At 41.8% G+C, this 17,636-nt stretch carries 18 protein-coding genes; 1 reads left to right on the top strand and 17 read right to left on the bottom strand.

What is annotated here, in order from left to right; genetic code table 11:
• Positions 1-24: 24 nt before the first annotated feature.
• From dnaX to udk, 11 genes are all read right to left on the bottom strand, one after another.
• Positions 25-1,710 (bottom strand): DNA polymerase III subunit gamma/tau, encoded by a 1,686-nt coding sequence (gene dnaX / locus AC4HAI_RS01930; protein ID WP_491110199.1) that lies wholly within the window; start codon positions 1,708-1,710, stop codon positions 25-27.
• Positions 1,710-2,207: a GAF domain-containing protein gene (locus AC4HAI_RS01925; RefSeq protein WP_491078387.1), complete on the bottom strand. Its 498-nt coding sequence runs from the start codon at positions 2,205-2,207 to the stop codon at positions 1,710-1,712. Before AC4HAI_RS01925 ends, dnaX begins: the two co-directional genes overlap by 1 nt.
• Positions 2,208-2,302: 95 nt before the next feature.
• A complete protein-coding gene (locus tag AC4HAI_RS01920; RefSeq protein WP_491110198.1) occupies positions 2,303-2,977 on the bottom strand; it encodes an MIP/aquaporin family protein in 675 nt (224 codons plus the stop codon).
• Positions 2,978-3,116: 139 nt separating this feature from the next.
• Positions 3,117-3,920: an alpha/beta fold hydrolase gene (locus tag AC4HAI_RS01915; RefSeq protein ID WP_491110197.1), complete on the bottom strand. Its 804-nt coding sequence runs from the start codon at positions 3,918-3,920 to the stop codon at positions 3,117-3,119.
• Positions 3,921-3,988: 68 nt separating this feature from the next.
• Positions 3,989-4,774 carry an L-threonylcarbamoyladenylate synthase gene (locus tag AC4HAI_RS01910; RefSeq protein ID WP_491078384.1) on the bottom strand — a complete coding sequence of 262 codons (786 nt, stop codon included), beginning with the start codon at positions 4,772-4,774 and terminating at the stop codon, positions 3,989-3,991.
• Between the two features lie 105 nt (positions 4,775-4,879).
• On the bottom strand, positions 4,880-5,470 hold the full coding sequence (gene leuD / locus AC4HAI_RS01905; protein ID WP_491078383.1) for a 3-isopropylmalate dehydratase small subunit: 591 nt from the start codon (positions 5,468-5,470) through the stop codon (positions 4,880-4,882).
• A 15-nt stretch (positions 5,471-5,485) separates the two neighbouring features.
• Positions 5,486-6,874 (bottom strand): 3-isopropylmalate dehydratase large subunit, encoded by a 1,389-nt coding sequence (gene leuC / locus AC4HAI_RS01900; RefSeq protein ID WP_491110196.1) that lies wholly within the window; start codon positions 6,872-6,874, stop codon positions 5,486-5,488.
• Between the two features lies 1 nt (position 6,875).
• Positions 6,876-7,133, bottom strand: coding sequence for a DUF1294 domain-containing protein (locus AC4HAI_RS01895; protein ID WP_491078381.1), 258 nt, complete (start codon positions 7,131-7,133; stop codon positions 6,876-6,878).
• A gap of 1 nt (position 7,134) precedes the next feature.
• On the bottom strand, positions 7,135-8,172 hold the full coding sequence (gene leuB, locus AC4HAI_RS01890; RefSeq protein WP_491078380.1) for a 3-isopropylmalate dehydrogenase: 1,038 nt from the start codon (positions 8,170-8,172) through the stop codon (positions 7,135-7,137).
• Positions 8,173-8,187: 15 nt separating this feature from the next.
• Positions 8,188-9,741: a 2-isopropylmalate synthase gene (locus AC4HAI_RS01885; protein WP_491078379.1), complete on the bottom strand. Its 1,554-nt coding sequence runs from the start codon at positions 9,739-9,741 to the stop codon at positions 8,188-8,190.
• Between the two features lie 592 nt (positions 9,742-10,333).
• Positions 10,334-10,960, bottom strand: a complete 627-nt coding sequence (gene udk, locus AC4HAI_RS01880; protein WP_491078378.1) for a uridine kinase — start codon at positions 10,958-10,960, stop codon at positions 10,334-10,336.
• A gap of 138 nt (positions 10,961-11,098) precedes the next feature.
• Between udk and AC4HAI_RS01875 the strand changes: the two genes are divergently transcribed.
• The gene (locus AC4HAI_RS01875) at positions 11,099-12,181 is read left to right on the top strand and encodes a DEAD/DEAH box helicase (protein ID WP_491110195.1); all 1,083 of its coding nucleotides are present in this window, start codon (positions 11,099-11,101) and stop codon (positions 12,179-12,181) included.
• A gap of 140 nt (positions 12,182-12,321) precedes the next feature.
• On the opposite strand, the gene AC4HAI_RS01870 is transcribed toward AC4HAI_RS01875, so the two are convergent.
• The 6 genes from AC4HAI_RS01870 to aroD are packed head-to-tail and all read right to left on the bottom strand — an operon-like array spanning position 12,322 to position 17,636.
• Positions 12,322-12,660, bottom strand: coding sequence for a YlbF/YmcA family competence regulator (locus AC4HAI_RS01870; protein WP_491110194.1), 339 nt, complete (start codon positions 12,658-12,660; stop codon positions 12,322-12,324).
• A gap of 36 nt (positions 12,661-12,696) precedes the next feature.
• Entirely contained in the window at positions 12,697-13,803 is a 1,107-nt protein-coding gene (locus AC4HAI_RS01865; protein WP_491110193.1) for a prephenate dehydrogenase, read from the bottom strand.
• Between the two features lie 56 nt (positions 13,804-13,859).
• On the bottom strand, positions 13,860-15,026 hold the full coding sequence (aroC, locus tag AC4HAI_RS01860; RefSeq protein WP_491078374.1) for a chorismate synthase: 1,167 nt from the start codon (positions 15,024-15,026) through the stop codon (positions 13,860-13,862).
• Positions 15,026-16,093, bottom strand: coding sequence for a 3-dehydroquinate synthase (gene aroB, locus AC4HAI_RS01855; protein WP_491078373.1), 1,068 nt, complete (start codon positions 16,091-16,093; stop codon positions 15,026-15,028). The genes aroC and aroB overlap by 1 nt, the downstream gene beginning before the upstream one ends.
• A gap of 12 nt (positions 16,094-16,105) precedes the next feature.
• A complete protein-coding gene (locus tag AC4HAI_RS01850; RefSeq protein ID WP_491110191.1) occupies positions 16,106-16,969 on the bottom strand; it encodes a shikimate dehydrogenase in 864 nt (287 codons plus the stop codon).
• Complete coding sequence (aroD, locus tag AC4HAI_RS01845; protein WP_491110189.1) at positions 16,959-17,636, bottom strand: type I 3-dehydroquinate dehydratase; 678 nt, start codon at positions 17,634-17,636, stop codon at positions 16,959-16,961. Before aroD ends, AC4HAI_RS01850 begins: the two co-directional genes overlap by 11 nt.

Genomic DNA, 17,636 nt, shown 5'->3' with positions numbered 1-17,636 from the left:
AAAATAGCCACTTTAACTCACCTCTTAATCCTCAGCTATAGCCATCTTATCACTTAAAAATTCAAAGCCATCTGGTATCAGATGCGATACTTCCTCTTCTTGACTGACTTGATCAGGCGATGCTGAATCTTTTTGCCGGCGCATATGCTGGGCAAACTCAGTACGAATCTCCTCAAAATCAGCCTTAGGCACTGCCATGATTTGAGGAGAAAAACCAGCGGCTTGACTCATGATATTACCAAACATGGTATTTAAATCACTTCGCTTCATCGCCTGCTCTGCATTAAAGGAGGATTGGAAGGCTAAGATAGCATTTTCACTATTGGCAAGTACTGGCTCAGACCCTAGTAAAAGCGCCCGATCCTGAGGACTAATAGCATCTAAAATCTCATTCCAAGAAGACTTAAGAGCATCAAGGTATTGACGAGATTTTTCACTATCAGCAACCGTTTCTTCCATGATAGTAAGGATCTTAGACTTATCTACCTTGTAAGTAAAAACTGCCTTAGACTTAGGCTTTCTATCGTGATTGGGTAGAACAGCTAAGTCTCCTGACTGAATCTGACTCTTAAGTGAAGAAAGCTCCTGCCTTAATTGAGCTATTTCTTCTTCTAGCTGTTGAGACGCAGAAGATACTGTGGAATCAGAGACTTGATCAGCCAAACTAATGGTCATCATTTCTGCGTAGATTTTTGGCTGAGCCCCATTTTTAATCTCTTGTAGACTCTTGGTCACTTGCTCAATCATCTGGAAAATCCTAGCTTGTGTCAGGTGGAGATTGGATTCAAACCCTTGGCTAAAACGGATAGTTTCACCACCAACTTGCACAACCAAAAGATCTCTAAAATAATCCAGCAAATCTGTCGCAAAACGACTCATACTCTTACCACTGTCAAATATCTGATTGAGAGCATCAAGAGCAGACAGACTATCACCAGAGGAAATACTAGAGACATAGCTGTCTAAGGCTTCTTGTCCAATACTACCGGTGATTTCTTCTGCAATCTCCTGAGTAACTTCAGAAGTAGTTGACAAACTTAAAGCCTGATCAAGAATGGATAGGGCATCGCGCATACCACCCTCTGCTTGACGTGCAATAAGATTGAGAGCATCCTTTTCGTAGGCAACCCCTTCCTGATCCAAAATTTCTGCTAAATGCTGCCTGATGGCAGGCAATTTGATCGTCTTAAACTCAAAGCGCTGAACCCTGGATAGTATAGTCGCAGGAATTTTGTGGAGCTCTGTCGTTGCTAAAATAAAGACAACATTTTCCGTAGGTTCTTCTAAGGTTTTGAGGAGGGCGTTAAAAGCCCCAGTAGAAAGCATGTGAACCTCATCAATAATATAAACTTTATAAGTAGCTCGGCTCGGTGCATAGGTCGACTTATCTCTAATCTCACGGATTTCATCCACACCGTTATTGGATGCCGCATCGATTTCGATAACATCCTCCAGACTGCCTTCAGTAATGTCCCGGCAAATATCGCAGGTATTACAAGGTTCCCCATTCACTTGATTAGGACAGTTCATGGCCTTAGCAAAAATTTTAGCCACACTAGTCTTCCCAGTTCCTCTTGGACCTGAAAAAAGATAAGCATGACTAATTTTACCAGACGCTACTGCTTGCTTTAAGGTGGTAGCCACAACTTCCTGTCCAACTAGCTCAGCAAAATTCTGGCTGCGGTATTTACGATAAAGAGCTTGGTACATTACCCATTTACTCCAAACATCTCAAAATTCCATTGAGTCGCTTCAACTAAAATAGCAACAAATTTTTCTAAAAATTCCTGATCCACTGCATCATAATCGCCGATTTCAGAAGAGTCTAAATCCAAGACACCAAGCAACTGGTCATCTTTGATCATCGGAACGACAATCTCAGACATGGCAGCTGAATCACAAGCAATATAATTATCATGCTTGGTCACATCGTCAACGATCAAGGTCTGTCTTTTTTGAGCCGATTCCCCACAGACCCCCTTACCAAGGGTGATATGGACACAAGAAACATGACCTTGAAAAGGTCCCAACAAAAGTTCACTACCATCATAAAGATAGAAGCCTGTAAATACAGAATTGGGAAGCCCTTGACGCAATAAGGCAGAGGCATTAGCCAAGTTTGGCAATGGATTAGTCTCTCCTTCTAAAAGAGATTCCAACTGCGCTAGCAATAACTCATAATTTGATTGTTTTTCTTTATTATTCATATCCACATTATAGCAAAAAAGACCAACAAGAGCTAACTTTTAAAGATATTAAAAGTCGTAAAAAGAGGCCAGACTTTTGTCCCACCTCCCATAAATTATTCTTCAGTTCCCAGTAGTTTATCTCCAACTACAGCAGCAAGAGCACCACCGATGATAGGCGCTAGGATAAAGATCCATACTTGAGCAAGCGCATCACCACCAACAAAAAGAGCTGGTGCCAAGCTACGAGCAGGATTTACTGATAAGCCAGTGATATTAAGGCCTAGCAAGATCATAAGGGCTAAAGTTAAACCAATAACAATCCCTGCAATCTTACCATTTCCCTTACTGTCGGATGTTACAGTCACAATAACAAGAACAAAAATAAAGGTTGCTAGAACTTCAAAAAGAAAACCAGCTAATGGACTCACACCCTCAGCCAGAGCATTTTGTCCAAGCCCAACTTTAGCAATTTTCAATCCTGACTGACTAGCCAAAAAGAAAAGAGAGGCTGAAGCAAGAATTGCACCAAGAATTTGAGCAACAAGGTAATTGATCAATTCATTAGAAGACAAACGCTTATTGATAAACATAGCAATGGAAACAGCTGGATTGAGATGAGCACCTGAAACAGTACCTACAGAGTAAGCTGCTGCTACGATTGACAGCCCAAAAGCAAGGGCAATCCCAACATGGCCAATCCCTTCCATACCATTACCAAATACAACTGAACCCGTCCCGATAAAGACAAGCATAAAGGTTCCAATTAATTCTGCGAAAAATTTTTTCATTTTTCCCTCCCATAAATAATTAATACAGGAGTTATTATAGTGTAGCCTATTTGAAAACGCAAAGATTTTGACTTAAAAATGCAATAATTTTGTCATTTTACTTTCAAAAAAGTCCATATTATACAAAAGTTAAACTTAATTAGTCTTTTTTCTTTTGCAAAAAATCAAAGACCCTCTGATTAAAATCTTTAGCTTCACTGTAGGCTGAGTGCCCCAAATTTTCATAAAGGTAGACAGAACACCCCAGCTTATCTGCCAGCTCTAGACTGGCTTGGCCAGATACCACCAAATCTTTCGCACCGCCAATGACAAGCGTCGGACAGTTGATGGCCGGGAGATCTTCGTAGACATCAAAGGTCAGACAGGCTTCAGCCAAAATCAGAAAACGCTCAATCTCCTTTGGTTTTAAGCATTTAGCCAAGAGTGCAATCAGCCATCTGTGCTTGCGCACATAAGTGTCCGAATACATTTTGGCAAACATGTCCTTGATTAAACCTTCCCAATCATGCTTTTGGGCTAAGGCTATCCAGCCGCCAATAGTTGACTGAACACAAGCATTTTGCTGCGACAGGGTTACTCCCAGCACTAAGCGGCTAACTAATTCTGGATGCTTAATGGCTAGACTTTGGGCGATCATACCGCCCTGTGATATTCCTACAACATGCGCACTTTTAAGACCTAACGCTGTCATCGCCAAAGCTAAATCATCTGCCATATCTGATACTTGATAACCTGTCGGGATATGATTCCTGCGGTCAAACATATAAATCTTATAATTCTTGGCAAAGAGCCGGTACATGACAGACATCTGCCAAGCCTTCCCACGCAAGCGTGACAGGCTCAATCCTGAAATCAAAATCAGCGGCTGCTTGCCCAAGCCAAAAGTAAGGTAGTCAACCTCTAAATTATCTCTCCTGAATGAAGCGTTTTTAGCTTTATACATTGCCGTTCTCCTAGAATAGTAGCAGCTATAATAGCAAAAAATCACTCTGATGAGTGATTTGCTTCTTCTTAATAATATTCACCTTGGCGGTAGTTCCAAGAGTTGAAGGTATCTGATAAATTCATCATAATTTTATCAATATCTAGACCCTTGCGAATAACGACCGGACAGTTATCAATAGAGCGGCTACCTTTGCCTTGTTCAGGAATGAGTTTACCGTCCTTATCAACCATAGAAACCATCACACCTTGCTCATAGCGGGTTTCCACTGTTTTATCAGGCTGAATAGATGCCACGTAGTCATCTGCTTCAATAACTAAATCAACAGCATTTTCAATCTTATCCCCGATACCATCAACCTTACCACGGTTACCTTTACCAGATGGGTTGGCAGAGGACGCATAGACCATCTTACCTTCTTTTTCCCACATTTCCTTAGCGATCTGTTCACCAGCTACACCAAACTTGATCACAAAGCATGAAGTCTTACGGCTATCGGTCATCAGCTCTTCACGACCATCTCCAAATGCTTGGAGCTTAGCATAAGCATCTTCACGCCACGGGAGGATACAGCCAAGAAGAATGTCATCATCCCAGTGTTTTTGGTAGAAACTGTCGATTTCAGGGGTTAACTGGGCTAGAGCACGCAGCTCATCCATGCTACCACAAAGAACTACACCTGGTTTATTGCGATTACGATCTTTGGCTTGAAACTTACGCTCCAAGCCAGCTTTATCGCTGGTCATAATAATGTAGCCAACCTTGGTTGGGGTCACAATACAACCACCTTCACCCTTAAGAATCTCAAGGCCTTCTTGGTTAAGATTTCCATCCCACTGCACATGTTTCGTCATAAATTATTATCTCCATCTAAATCAAATATCGACTCGCTCATTTTAGCATGAAACGAGCTACTTTTCAAGTAATTTTCTGAATTTTCAAAAACCAACAAAGCATTACTACTGCCAATAGCTTGGACGATTTTTTTCGTACTCAGCGATTAAATCTTCATATTGAAGTGTAATCCCAATATCATCAAGACCATTGAGCAGCTTGTGCTTCCAATCGCCATCAATCTCAAAGCTAAACTCCCCTACCGGAGATAGAATCTTTTGAGATTGCAGGTCTACTGTCACTTGATCGGTAGGATCAAGGGCAGCTAATTTTTGGCGCACATCCAAAGGTTGGACAATCGGCAAAATCCCATTGTTAAGGTCATTATTGTAATGAATATCCCCGAAAGAACCAGCAATAATGACCTTAAATCCGTAGTCAGCCAGAGCCCATGCCGCATGCTCCCGTGAAGACCCAGCACCAAAATTATCTCCTGTGATCAGGATAGTAGCCTTGCGATAAGGACTAGTATTAAAAATGAACTCTGGATTTTCAGTATAATCATCATCCAAATAACGCCATTCATACATGAGGTACTTACCAAAACCTTTTTTATCAATCAGCTTTAAAAACTGCTTGGGAAGGATTTGATCGGTATCGATATTATCATTCATCAAGGGAACCGTGGTCCCAGTATATACTGTAAATTTTTCCATAGTACTGATTACACCTTACTGCGCTTCTGGTAATTGACGAACATCAACAAAGTGACCTGCTATAGCTGCGGCAGCTGCCATAGCTGGACTACAAAGATGAGTTCTAGCACCAACCCCTTGACGATCCTCAAAGTTCCTATTGCTGGTTGCAGCCGCATGGACACCAGAAGGAACCTTATCAGGATTCATTCCTAGGCACATAGAACAGCCCGGATCCCGCCATTCAAATCCTGCATCCAAAAATATTTTATCTAAGCCAATCGCTTCTGCCGCTCGCTTCACTGGACGTGATCCAGGCACTACGATTGCGGTCACATTCGGAGCTGTATGCTTTCCTTTGACAAAGTTTGCTGCTACTTTTAAGTCGCTGAGACGAGCATTGGTACAAGAACCGATAAAGATATAACCAATTTCTATATCTTCGACTTTACCGCCTGGTTTAAGATCCATATAATGATAAGCCCGCTCATCATTCATATCTCTAATCTCTGGAAAGACTTCATCATACGATACCCCCATAGATGGATTGGTTCCCCAAGTCACCATAGGAGCTAAATCAGACACATCCATCTCGATAACCTTATCATAATGGGCATCTGGATCTGATACTAGTGTCTTCCAATCAGCAACTGCCGCTTCAAAATCAGCTCCCTTCGGCGCTGCTTCACGTCCTTGAACATAATCAAAGGTTGTTTGATCAGGATTCATAATTCCTATCTTAGAGCCAAATTCAATGGACATGTTACAAATGGTCATACGCTCTTCCATGCTGAGTGCTTCAATAGCTTCACCAACATACTCAACAACATAACCGACACCGACAGAAACACCATATTTAGCGATCAAAGCTAGGACATAATCTTTTGAATAAACCCCCTTTTGTGGTTTACCTGTAAAGCGAACCAAGAGTTTCTTAGGCTTCACTTGCCAAAGTGTCTGTGTCGCAAAAACATGCTCCACTTCTGTCGTCCCAATACCAAATCCGATAGCGCCAAAGGCCCCATGTGTCGCAGTATGACTATCACCGCACACGATAAATTTCCCAGGTTGAGTTCTACCTGATTCAGGACCAACCATATGAACAATGCCTTGATTTTCGGCACCGTGTGGCGCATAAGGAACATTAAATTCCTTGACATTGCGCTCTAAAGCATCCATCTGCGCCTTTGATATGGCATCACGAATATCAAAAATATTAACTGTCGGTACATTGTGATCAAAAGTTCCAAAGGTCAAATCCGGTCGACGAAGCTGACGCCCAGCTTCATGCAGACCGTCAAAAGCCTGTGGGCTTGTTACTTCATGTATATAATGTTGATCCACATACATGAGCTGGGGTTCTCCTTGGGTTCCTGTAATCACATGACGATCCCAGATTTTATCAAAAATTGATTTTCCACTCATATTAAACACTCCATAGCAGATATATTATTACAGCATCTATCATGATACCTAAATACCAAGACATCTTAAAATACCATTTTAAAGTCTTGTGGTGAAAGAGCCTACCACCTAGAAAGGCACCTATACCACCACCAACTAAACAGACCAATAGCAAGGTCTTCTCAGAAATGCGCCATTCTCCCTTAGCAGCACGCCGCTTATCAAGAGCATAAAGCATGAAGCTCAAAGCATTCCATATTCCTAAGATCAACCACATCATTTTATAAATGACTAATAATAGCAGCGGTCATTTGTGAGGTATCAGCCTGACCGCCTAGATCACGAGTCAAGATTCCTTGCGCCAAGGTACGCTCTACTGCTGTCTCAATCATACTGGCAGCCCGATCATCATCGAAAGACTCACGTAACATCATAGCAACTGATAAAATCATGCTAATCGGATTGGCCAGTCCTTGACCAGCAATATCTGGAGCTGAGCCGTGAATGGGTTCATATAAGCTTGGCCCTTTTTCTGAATGGCTAGCAGAAGGCATAACACCTAGAGTACCAGGCAAAACACTGGCTTCATCTGACAAGATATCACCAAAAAGATTCTCTGTCACGACAACATCAAAGCGGGCTGGATCTGTAATCATCAGCATAGCTGCACTATCCACCAGCTGATGCTCCAAGGTAACATCTGGATACTCTTTTGCGACATCATCTGCTACCCTACGCCATAACTTTGAGGTAGCCAACACGTTTTGTTTATCAATACTTGTCACCTTCTTGTGACGAGTACGTGCTATATCAAAAGCTTTAACCATGATACGTCGAATTTCTTTCTCAGAGTATTCATTGATGTCACGCGCTGTCTCATCTTCAAGAATATGATCCCCGAAGTAAATCCCTCCCGTCAATTCACGAACAACCACAAAATCCACATCAGCAATACGCTCAGGCTTGAGTGGCGACAAGTGCTTAAGAGGCTCAAAGATTTTTAGCGGACGAATATTTGCAAAGAGATTAAGTTCTTTACGCAAGGCTAGGAGACCTTGTTCTGGACGACTAGACGCATGATCGTATTCTGGTGAGCCAATCGCTGCCATCAAAATAGCATCTGCTTGCCGAGCAGCCTTCAAAGTTTCCTCGGGCAGTGGGTGCCCTGCTATATCAATCCCTGCTCCACCAAAAGGATAGGCTTCTACTATGTAATCAAATCCTGTTTTCTTAGCTACGGATTCAAGAACTTCTAGTCCTGCGGCCATGATCTCAGGACCAATTCCATCACCAGCTAGGCTAACAATTTTTTTTGTCATACCAATCTCCCTTGTCTACATGTCTTTCTCAGACAGACGATGACCTATCTCACCGGCATTTTCCCTTTGGACAAAAGCATTAGCATTGATATAAGCTATACTGCTTGCCTTCATCACATCAAACTCAACACCCGTGGCATTAAAAATGGTACCAGTATCAACATTTTCAACAGATACCGACACACGAGCCTGAGCATCGATACCATCTGTTATCGCATCAATACTATAGCTAAGTAATTTGACCGTCTGATTGAAGAACTTATCAATAGCATTGAAAGCAGCTTCTACCGATCCCTTACCATTGGCAACAACATCGACTCTTTCAGCATCCACATTTGCCATAGTTACCACTGCCGTTACAGTTTCGTCATTGTTAGAAGTTAGCTTAAGATCAGCAAAGTGGAAACCTTCTGGATTATTGACTTCCACACCTTCCACCAGGGCTATAATATCAGCATCCGTAATCTCATGTTTTTTATCTGCCAATTTCTTGAACTTGGCAAACAACTCAAGAATTTCATCCTCTGCAAAATTCAAATCAAGCTCTCTAAGCTTCTCAACGAAGGCATGACGCCCTGATAATTTCCCTAATGGTAAAGAGTTCTTTTTCACTCCTACCAATTCTGGAGTGATAATTTCATAGGTCAACGGATTCTTAAGCACACCATCTTGGTGGATACCAGATTCATGAGAAAAGGCATTGCCACCAACCACAGCTTTATTTTTAGGTATTGGAATCCCAGAGAAACGAGATACCATTTCTGAGGTAGTCACCGTCTCATTAAGAACTACATCACTAGATACTTGGTAGTAATCTTCACGAATATTAAGCGCAACAGCAACTTCCTCCAGAGCCACGTTACCAGCACGCTCACCAATACCATTGACAGTTCCTTCAATACGGCCAGCACCATTTTTAATAGCTGCCAGGGTATTAGCAGTTGCCATACCCAAATCATTGTGGCAATGAGGGCTAAAAATAATATTACGATCAGATTTTACATGTTCAATCAAATACTTAAAAATATGGCCGAACTCCTTAGGAGTTGTGAAACCAACTGTATCTGGAATATTGATATAAGTAGCACCAGCATCAACAGCTGTTTGAACAACCTCAAGTAAGTAATCCAATTCTGTACGTGTCGCATCCTCAGGAGAAAACTCAACAACCTCAAAATATTGGCGTGCATAAGAGACATGTTCCCTAATTAATTCAAGGATCTCTTCCTTAGATTTTTGCAGCTTATATTCCCTATGGATAGGACTCGTCGCTATAAAAACATGGACCTGTGGATGTTTAGCATCTTTCAACGCTTCATAGCAAGCATCAATATCCGATTTAACAGAACGAGCCAGCCCTGTTACAGCTGTTGTCGTCATAGTCTCTGCAATGCTCTTAACAGCCTCAAATGAATCTGGACTAGCTGCTGGGAAACCAGCCTCAATAGCTGAAATTCCCCATTTTTCTAATTGCTTAGCAATCGCAATCTTTTCTTTCACTGAGAAGTTAACACCTGGTGTTTGCTCCCCATCTCGCAATGTCGTATCAAGAAATTCAATTTTACGCATGGACCAACCTCTTTCTAATAGTTATCGAAAGTTTCTCATCAATCTAACAAAAAACATCTCGCTCTTCCAAGCGAGATGTTTTGACGCCCGCTTGGTAAGCCAAACAGGACTAATGCTTATGCACTAGCCCTCATCCCTCAACAATAAAACTGTAGTAGAATGTGATGTCATTTGACTGCTTCCCTTCGATAATTCTTGTTTATTATCCTAACGTATTTATAAATTGATGTCAAGGATTTTTTAGAAATTTTCTGAAAAATCGCATAATTCACGCTAAAACAACAACCAAGATCTATCAATACATCTCCAGATCTGCTAGACTAAGAACATTACCCTACACAGACTATTAGGTGATCTAGCACTAATGAACACTACTAATTACCCTTGTGTAACTAAAAGATTTTTACAAGGTCCCGTCTCAGACAGTTCACCGAATTGTTAGGCTAACCGAGTGACAGCTCCGAACAGTCTGGAAAGCTGTTCAGAGATAAATAAAAAATCTGCCACTTAAAAATAGAGAGTGACAGAGATATGAGTTCTAAAATAAGGGATCTCAACCCTGGTAAAACTTCATCTACCAGGGTTGATGTGACTATTTATCATCTAAAATAGAAGCGATCTTAGTATTGATGAGATCAATAGCTACGGTATTAGAAACGCCTTCTGGAATAACGATATCAGCATAGCGCTTAGTTGGCTCGATAAACTGATGATACATAGGTTTAACCACGCTGGTGTATTGCTCAATAATACTATCTAGACTGCGACCCCGCTCCAGCATATCTCTTTTGATCCGTCGAATAATCCGAATATCATCATCGGTATCGACAAAGAGTTTGATATCCATCAAGTCTCTTAGACGTTCATCCTCCAGAACCAAAATTCCCTCAACGATAAAAACATCCTGAGGCTCCTGCCGATACGTTTCACTGCTTCTAGTATGCTGAGTATAATCATAAATAGGAATATCCACCGGGCGACCAGCCTGCAACTCCTTGATATGCTCAATCATAAGCTCTGTATCAAAAGCTAAAGGATGATCATAGTTGGTTGATATTCGCTCCTCAAAGGTTAGGTGGGATTGATCCTTATAGTAGGAATCATGCTCAATCATTGCAATCTTAGAATTGGGAAAATGATTGAGAATTTCCCTTGATACACTGGTTTTACCACCACCAGAACCACCTGTCACACCAATAATAATTGTTTTTTTCTGCATAAAAACCCACTCGTATCTAATCTGAAATCATCCCCTATTATACCCTAAAAGATGATATAATAAAAGTCACCATTAAAGGGACAGAAAGACCTTCAGGCTCTGTTTACAAAGTCCCGAACTAGAATTAAGGAATCCACTATGTCTATTCAATTACCCTCACTTTTAGCAGAACAATTAAAATCAGCTGGCATTCAAGAGCTAACACCAATCCAAGAACAAGCCTTTGCCCCCATCTTGGCCGGCAAAAACCTACTAGGCATTAGTCCAACCGGAACCGGAAAGACACTGGCCTATCTATTGCCACTTTTAAGCAAACTGACCAGCAAAAAAGCTCAGCAAATTTTAATCCTAGCCCCCAATACTGAATTAGCCGGCCAAATTTTCGAAGTCACTAAAACTTGGGGAGAGCTACTTGGCTATACGGCTCAAGTTTTACTATCAGGATCCAGTCAAAAGCGTCAAATTGAACGCTTGAAAAAAGGTCCTCAGATTTTAATCGGAACACCAGGACGTGTCTTTGAGCTGGTTAAGCTTAAAAAGGTTAAGATGATGACTGTCGATACCATCGTCTTGGATGAGTTTGATGAACTATTAAGTGATTCTCAATATCAGTTTGTTCAACGTATCAGTCACTATGTTCCCCGAGATCATCAAATGATCTATATGAGTGCGACTGACAAAGTTGACCACAAAGAACTGGCGACAAACACACAGATCATTGATCTTAGCGATCAGCAACTCAACAATATTCAACATTACTACCTTCAAGTGGATAAACGTAACAGGCTAGATTTATTACGTAAGCTGTCAAATATCCCTGATTTTCGCGGACTCGTTTTCTTTAACAGTCTCTCCGACTTAGGAGCCGCTGAGGAACGCCTTCAATACAGTGGTGCTTCTGCTGTTTCCCTAGCTAGTGACGTTAATGTCAAATTCCGTAAAGTTATTCTAGAAAAATTTAAAAATCACGAGTTAGCCCTGTTACTGGCGACTGATCTTGTTGCTAGGGGGATTGATATTGAAAATTTAGAAATAGTTGTCAATTATGAAGTCCCTCGTGATAAGGAAGCCTATACGCATCGAACCGGCCGAACCGGCCGCATGGGAAAGTCTGGGATGGTTATAACGTTCATTACTCATCCAGAAGAGCTAAAAAAGCTGAAAAAATTTGCACAAGTCCAAGAAGTCAGTTTAAAAAATCAAACCTTTCTCCTACATTAATAAAAAGGCTGAGACTTTTGTCTCAGCCTTTTTATTTAGTCAATTTTATTTGCTAAGTGCAGGTTGGAAGTTCTGATCTTGGGACGCCTAGAAATCAAATGCTTCGCATTACCGATGTTCTGTCCCGCTCCTTTAAGCACTCAATCATTGAGTTCACGTAAAGGACTAAAAACAATCCTCTCGATGTCATTAAGATAAACAGAAATGGCCTGCTGCGCTTCTAAATAAGAACTGAGTAAGGCATTGCCTTCAATCTTTTTCCCCAGCTCAGTCACTTTGGATTGCTGATCTTGATCAGGCATATTACCAGATTGCATAGCTGACAAAACTGTCGCCTGCAGATCTGAAAACTCTTGATAAAGAGCTTTTGCCTGCTCATCCTTATCGATCTCAGCCTTTGTCTGAACTAAGCGCTGATATTCAGGCAAATGACGAATCCCTCGCTCTAAAGCGTTGGCTAAATCATAGACATTTTCCATTGGAATTTCCCTTTCTAAAATTAATATACTGCTACATCAGGCAATCACTAATTTATAATCCGTATTCTCAGAAATAACACGTTTCGCATGCTCAAGATCTTTCTCATTTTTAAAGGAGATCTGTAAGATACCGTAGATGTCTTCACGATTTTCTTCATTGATACGCACATTGACCAGAGAAGTTCCCCGTAAGAGCTCTAAAATATGCAAAATAACATCCTCTTGGTCGGGAACATCTACAAAGAGATCATAGAAGGAATCGACACCACCCTTTTTGTGAATTTCCATCTCCTGACGTTTCAATCGCCCATCATTAAAAAAATTCCAAATCGCATCTTCATCATCATTTCTAATGTAAGCTGCGACTTCATCCAGACGCTCTTTGAAATCATCAATACGCTCCAGAACCGCGTTCTTATTCGACAAAAGAATACTGGACCACATGCCTGGCTCACTCTCAGCGATACGAGTCATATCTCTAAAGCCTCCAGCGGCAAACTGATTCGTCAAAGAATGTCTCTTAGCATAATCAGCTGCCTGCTCCATCAGAGAGGCGGCTAAAATATGCGGAAAATGACTAACCTGCCCTGTGACATAGTCGTGCTCTCCGGCATCTATTTGAATATAGCGGGCATGTAATCCACTTAGCAAATCTTCTAATTCAGGAATCGTACCTGCTTGAGTATTCTTAGCTGGTGTAAAAATATAATAGGCATTCTCAAAAAGATTAACATCAGCAGCCACTGCACCAGATTTATGAGAACCTGCCATAGGGTGAGAACCTACAAATTGAACAGAACAATCAGCAAAATACCGATCAGCCGCTGCTACAATCTCCACCTTGGTAGAACCAGCATCTGTGATAATAACATCATCTTTGAGTTTCATCTGAGATAGTATCTTCATGAACGCAATGGTTTGCTTGATGGGAACAGCCAAAATAATAATGTCTGCAATTGGTGCAAAAGTTGTGAAATCTGCTGTAGCACGATCGACAATCCCTCTTTCGAGAGCCACCTGTCTGGAGGCATCAGAGCGATTGTAACCTAATATCTCATAATCCGGGTGTCCACGCTTAATGCCCAAAGCAATAGAACCCCCAATCAGACCTAGTCCTGCAATATAAATTTTCTTTGCTGCCATCAGTCACTCCCATTCATCTAGCCCAGTTAGCTGCTCATAATGACACTTATACTAGCTTAAAAGTTTTTAACATACTTACGATAATTAGCAACCGCCTCTTTGAGTTCTTCCATATTGTCAGACGAGAACTTATCTAATATTTCTTGAGCAACAACTGTTGCAACTACAGATTCCATCACGACACCAGCCGCAGGAAGAGCCGTTGGATCCGAACGCTCAACGGTCGCCTTGTAAGGCTCATGCGTCTCAATATCAACGGACATAAGCGGCTTGTACAGCGTAGGTATTGGCTTCATAACACCTCGAATAATCAAGGGTTGCCCATTGGTCATTCCTCCTTCAAAACCACCGAGATTGTTGGTTTTGCGGGTATAACCATCTGCCTGATTCCAAAGAATTTCATCCATGACCTCAGAGCCTTTGCGGTAACCAGCCTTAAAACCAACACCAAACTCAGCTCCCTTGAAAGCATTGATGGAAACAACAGCTTGAGCCAATTTAGCATCTAATTTACAATCCCATTGAACAAAGGAACCCAAGCCAGCTGGCACACCACCGACAATCGTTTCAACAACACCGCCGATAGTATCTCCCTCTTTTTTGATCTGATCAATATATTCCTTGATCTCCTGCTCCCGCTCACGATTCACAATAGAGATTTCTGATTGAGCTGCTAAAGCTTTAATCTCAGACACGGTCAAATTTTCTGGGACATCAATTTCCTTGCCGCCAAAAACAACAACATGATTAGCAATCACAATGTCTAGCTCTGAGAGGATCCTTTTAGCGACTGCACCGACTGCCACTCGCATAGTTGTTTCACGAGCACTTGATCGCTCCAAAGAGTTGCGCAAATCATCAAAGCGATATTTCATTCCACCGACCAAGTCTGCATGTCCAGGACGTGGATGCGTAATTTTTCGCTTAGTCTTTAGACGTTCTTCGATAGGCTCAGCAGACATGATATCCAGCCATTTTTGATGGTCTTTATTGATAACATCCATAGTAATAGGAGCACCGGTCGTCTTACCATGACGAACCCCCGAAGTAAAGACCACTTGATCACTCTCAATTTTCATACGGCCACCACGACCATAGCCACCCTGACGACGCTTGAGATCCCGATTAATATCCTCTGCTGTTAATGTTAGACCAGAAGGAACTCCCTCAATAATAGCAGTTAATCGAGGACCATGCGACTCACCAGCTGTTAAATATCTCATTATTTCACCAAATATTCTTTCATTTCCGCTAGAGGAATCTCATTGATAGCAGCTTGTCCAATCTCTGGAACAATAACTGTCTTAATCTTGTTGCCACGTGCCTTTTTATCGTGTACCAAAGCCTTATAAAGCTCTTCACTCTTCCATGGAAGATAATCTACAGGAAGATTAAATTTAGCACACATCTCCTTAATTTTTTGAGTAATCCCGACCGGCATCAGACCTTTTTGCTCTGCAACTTGAGATAACTGCACCATACCGATAGCTACAGCCTCCCCATGCATAACCTTTCCATAGCCGGCCGTCTGCTCAATCGCATGACCAATCGTATGACCAAAGTTGAGATACATACGAACGCCGCCTTCAAATTCATCTTCCACAACAATTTTACGTTTGACGTTACAAGAACGATAGATAATAGAATCCGCATGCTTCAAAATAGACACAGCTGACCCATCCATACCATCAAGCTCTTCCCATAACTCGGTGTCTTGAATTAAGCCATACTTAATCACTTCACCCATACCTTCAACGAGCTCACGCTGTCCAAGCGTTTGCAATGCTTCCGGATCAATTAAAACACCATCAGGTTGCGCAAAACAACCCACAATATTCTTGGCGAACGGGGTATTGACCCCCGTCTTACCACCAATGGAAGAATCTACCTGAGCCGTGAGACTAGTCGGAACCTGTAAAAAATGAATGCCTCGCATATAAGTCGATGCTACAAATCCGGCTAAATCACCGACGACTCCGCCCCCAAGAGCAAGGATACCATCACTGCGTGTCAGACCATTTTTAAGTAAGAATTCATAAGCCTTATTAGCTGTTGTCAAAGTTTTACTAGCTTCTCCTTCTAGAAAATCAAAGACTACAGCTTCAAACCCAGCCCCTTGTAAGCTCAGTTTGACCTTTTCAGCATAGAGACCACCAACACGGTTATCAGTGATAATAGCAATCTTTTGAGGCTGCCAAAGGGCTGCCACCCACTGTCCTACGCGCGAGAGAGCCCCAGGCTCAATGACAATATCATAAGGATTATGGGTTAAATCTACTCGTAATTTCATCTACTTACCTCACTAAGTATCATAGCGCGCTTCTAACTCTTTCCAAATCGCCTGAGTAGGCATCTGCTGACCAGTCCACAACTCAAAAGCCCTAGCAGCTTGATAAAGGAGCATCCCTAAACCATTATTGGTTGCTAGCCCTTTACGTCTAGCTAATCTTAGTAAAGGGGTCTCAAAAGGTTGATAAATAACATCTGAAACAAATAATCCGGCTGGCAACTCAAGGCAATCTGCTAGAGGAAGACTGACTCCATCCATACCCACGCTGGTCGCATTGACTAAGAGGTCTGTAGCTCCAATATGCTTTTGCAAACACTCTTGATCTTCAATAGGATAGACCCTAATAGGTACCCCTGTTTCTTGGCTGATCCCATCTAATTTTTCTTGTGTTTCAGCTAACTTAGACTGACGTCTAAAAACACTGATAGCCTTAGCGCCACTAATAGCTGCTTGGACAACAATCGCTGTAGCAGCACCACCACTACCCAGAATAAGCATCGTTTTATCAGAAATGTCAAATCCCTCATGCAATAAAGCATCGAAGAAACCTAACCCATCAGTATTATAGCCTATTAATTGTCCGTCACGATTAACAACTGTATTGACAGCTCCGATCAGCCTCGCTGCTGGATCACAACCATCTAAAAAAGGGATAACCGCTTGCTTATAAGGCATGGAGAGGTTAATCCCAAACATATCATAGCGGCGAATATTATTAACAGACTCCTCAAGGTCTTCTGCTGCAATATCCCAAGCCAGATAAACGCCATTAATCCCCTTAGCATTAAAGGCATAATTATGAATAAAGGGTGAGATAGAGTGCTTGATAGGATGAGCGACAACAGCTGCCATTCTCGTATGGCCATCAATCAGCATCTAAGATCTCCTTTATCTTAGAAATATCAGCTAAGCTAAGCTGCCCTGGTGCACTGGACTCTTCAACACTAGCAAAGCTCCAGCTCGAACCAGTCAAGTCTCCTGAGATACGAGACAAACGCCCCAGTTTCCCCATCGACATCGTCACAAAGTCTTGCTCAGGATTTAGGGTCTTAAAGCCACGTGTGAAATTCATCAAATCTAGCACATCTTGCTCACTCTTAGGCTGAACGGCTACCTTGACCACACGAGGCGACAGAGCAGTCAGCTCTGACAAGATACTCATTAAATTATCCGGCGTTTCTTCAAAATTATGATAGGACAAAATTAAATTAGGAAACTCCAGCATTTTCTGGAAAACATCCTTATGAGTATAATACTCAAAATCAATATAATCCAAATCATACAAGCTCGAAACTTCCTTAATAATGGCAATATATTCTTCGGAATCCAAGCTTATTTGTCCCCCTTCTGACTTTGTCCTCAGGGTAAAAATAATTTCATGACCAGGAAATTTTTCAAAAATGGCAGGCGCCACTTCAACAATTTTATCCTTAGGGAGATAATCAGCTCGCCACTCGATAATATCGGCTTGATCGTATTTTGCGCTGTCGATCTCATTAGCTTCCTCCAGGGAACGGGGCAATACAGGTACTACTATCTTCAT

This window comes from Streptococcus sp. ALY_208 (genome assembly GCF_058314295.1).
Note: the sequence above shows the minus strand (reverse complement) of the source record. Positions and strands in the feature narration are given on the sequence as shown.

Excerpts from the sequence above, each read along its gene's own strand:
- aroC (WP_491078374.1), bottom strand. The coding sequence starts at position 15,026 with ATGAGATATTTAACAGCTGGTGAGTCGCATGGTCCTCGATTAACTGCT.
- aroD (WP_491110189.1), bottom strand. The coding sequence starts at position 17,636 with ATGAAGATAGTAGTACCTGTATTGCCCCGTTCCCTGGAGGAAGCTAAT.
- aroB (WP_491078373.1), bottom strand. The coding sequence starts at position 16,093 with ATGAAATTACGAGTAGATTTAACCCATAATCCTTATGATATTGTCATT.
- dnaX (WP_491110199.1), bottom strand. The coding sequence starts at position 1,710 with ATGTACCAAGCTCTTTATCGTAAATACCGCAGCCAGAATTTTGCTGAG.
- AC4HAI_RS01925 (WP_491078387.1), bottom strand. The coding sequence starts at position 2,207 with ATGAATAATAAAGAAAAACAATCAAATTATGAGTTATTGCTAGCGCAG.
- leuD (WP_491078383.1), bottom strand. The coding sequence starts at position 5,470 with ATGGAAAAATTTACAGTATATACTGGGACCACGGTTCCCTTGATGAAT.
- AC4HAI_RS01885 (WP_491078379.1), bottom strand. The coding sequence starts at position 9,741 with ATGCGTAAAATTGAATTTCTTGATACGACATTGCGAGATGGGGAGCAA.
- AC4HAI_RS01920 (WP_491110198.1), bottom strand. The coding sequence starts at position 2,977 with ATGAAAAAATTTTTCGCAGAATTAATTGGAACCTTTATGCTTGTCTTT.
- leuC (WP_491110196.1), bottom strand. The coding sequence starts at position 6,874 with ATGAGTGGAAAATCAATTTTTGATAAAATCTGGGATCGTCATGTGATT.
- AC4HAI_RS01875 (WP_491110195.1), top strand. The coding sequence starts at position 11,099 with ATGTCTATTCAATTACCCTCACTTTTAGCAGAACAATTAAAATCAGCT.
- udk (WP_491078378.1), bottom strand. The coding sequence starts at position 10,960 with ATGCAGAAAAAAACAATTATTATTGGTGTGACAGGTGGTTCTGGTGGT.
- AC4HAI_RS01915 (WP_491110197.1), bottom strand. The coding sequence starts at position 3,920 with ATGTATAAAGCTAAAAACGCTTCATTCAGGAGAGATAATTTAGAGGTT.
- AC4HAI_RS01865 (WP_491110193.1), bottom strand. The coding sequence starts at position 13,803 with ATGGCAGCAAAGAAAATTTATATTGCAGGACTAGGTCTGATTGGGGGT.
- AC4HAI_RS01870 (WP_491110194.1), bottom strand. The coding sequence starts at position 12,660 with ATGGAAAATGTCTATGATTTAGCCAACGCTTTAGAGCGAGGGATTCGT.
- AC4HAI_RS01850 (WP_491110191.1), bottom strand. The coding sequence starts at position 16,969 with ATGCTGATTGATGGCCATACGAGAATGGCAGCTGTTGTCGCTCATCCT.
- leuB (WP_491078380.1), bottom strand. The coding sequence starts at position 8,172 with ATGACAAAAAAAATTGTTAGCCTAGCTGGTGATGGAATTGGTCCTGAG.
- AC4HAI_RS01895 (WP_491078381.1), bottom strand. The coding sequence starts at position 7,133 with ATGATGTGGTTGATCTTAGGAATATGGAATGCTTTGAGCTTCATGCTT.
- AC4HAI_RS01910 (WP_491078384.1), bottom strand. The coding sequence starts at position 4,774 with ATGACGAAACATGTGCAGTGGGATGGAAATCTTAACCAAGAAGGCCTT.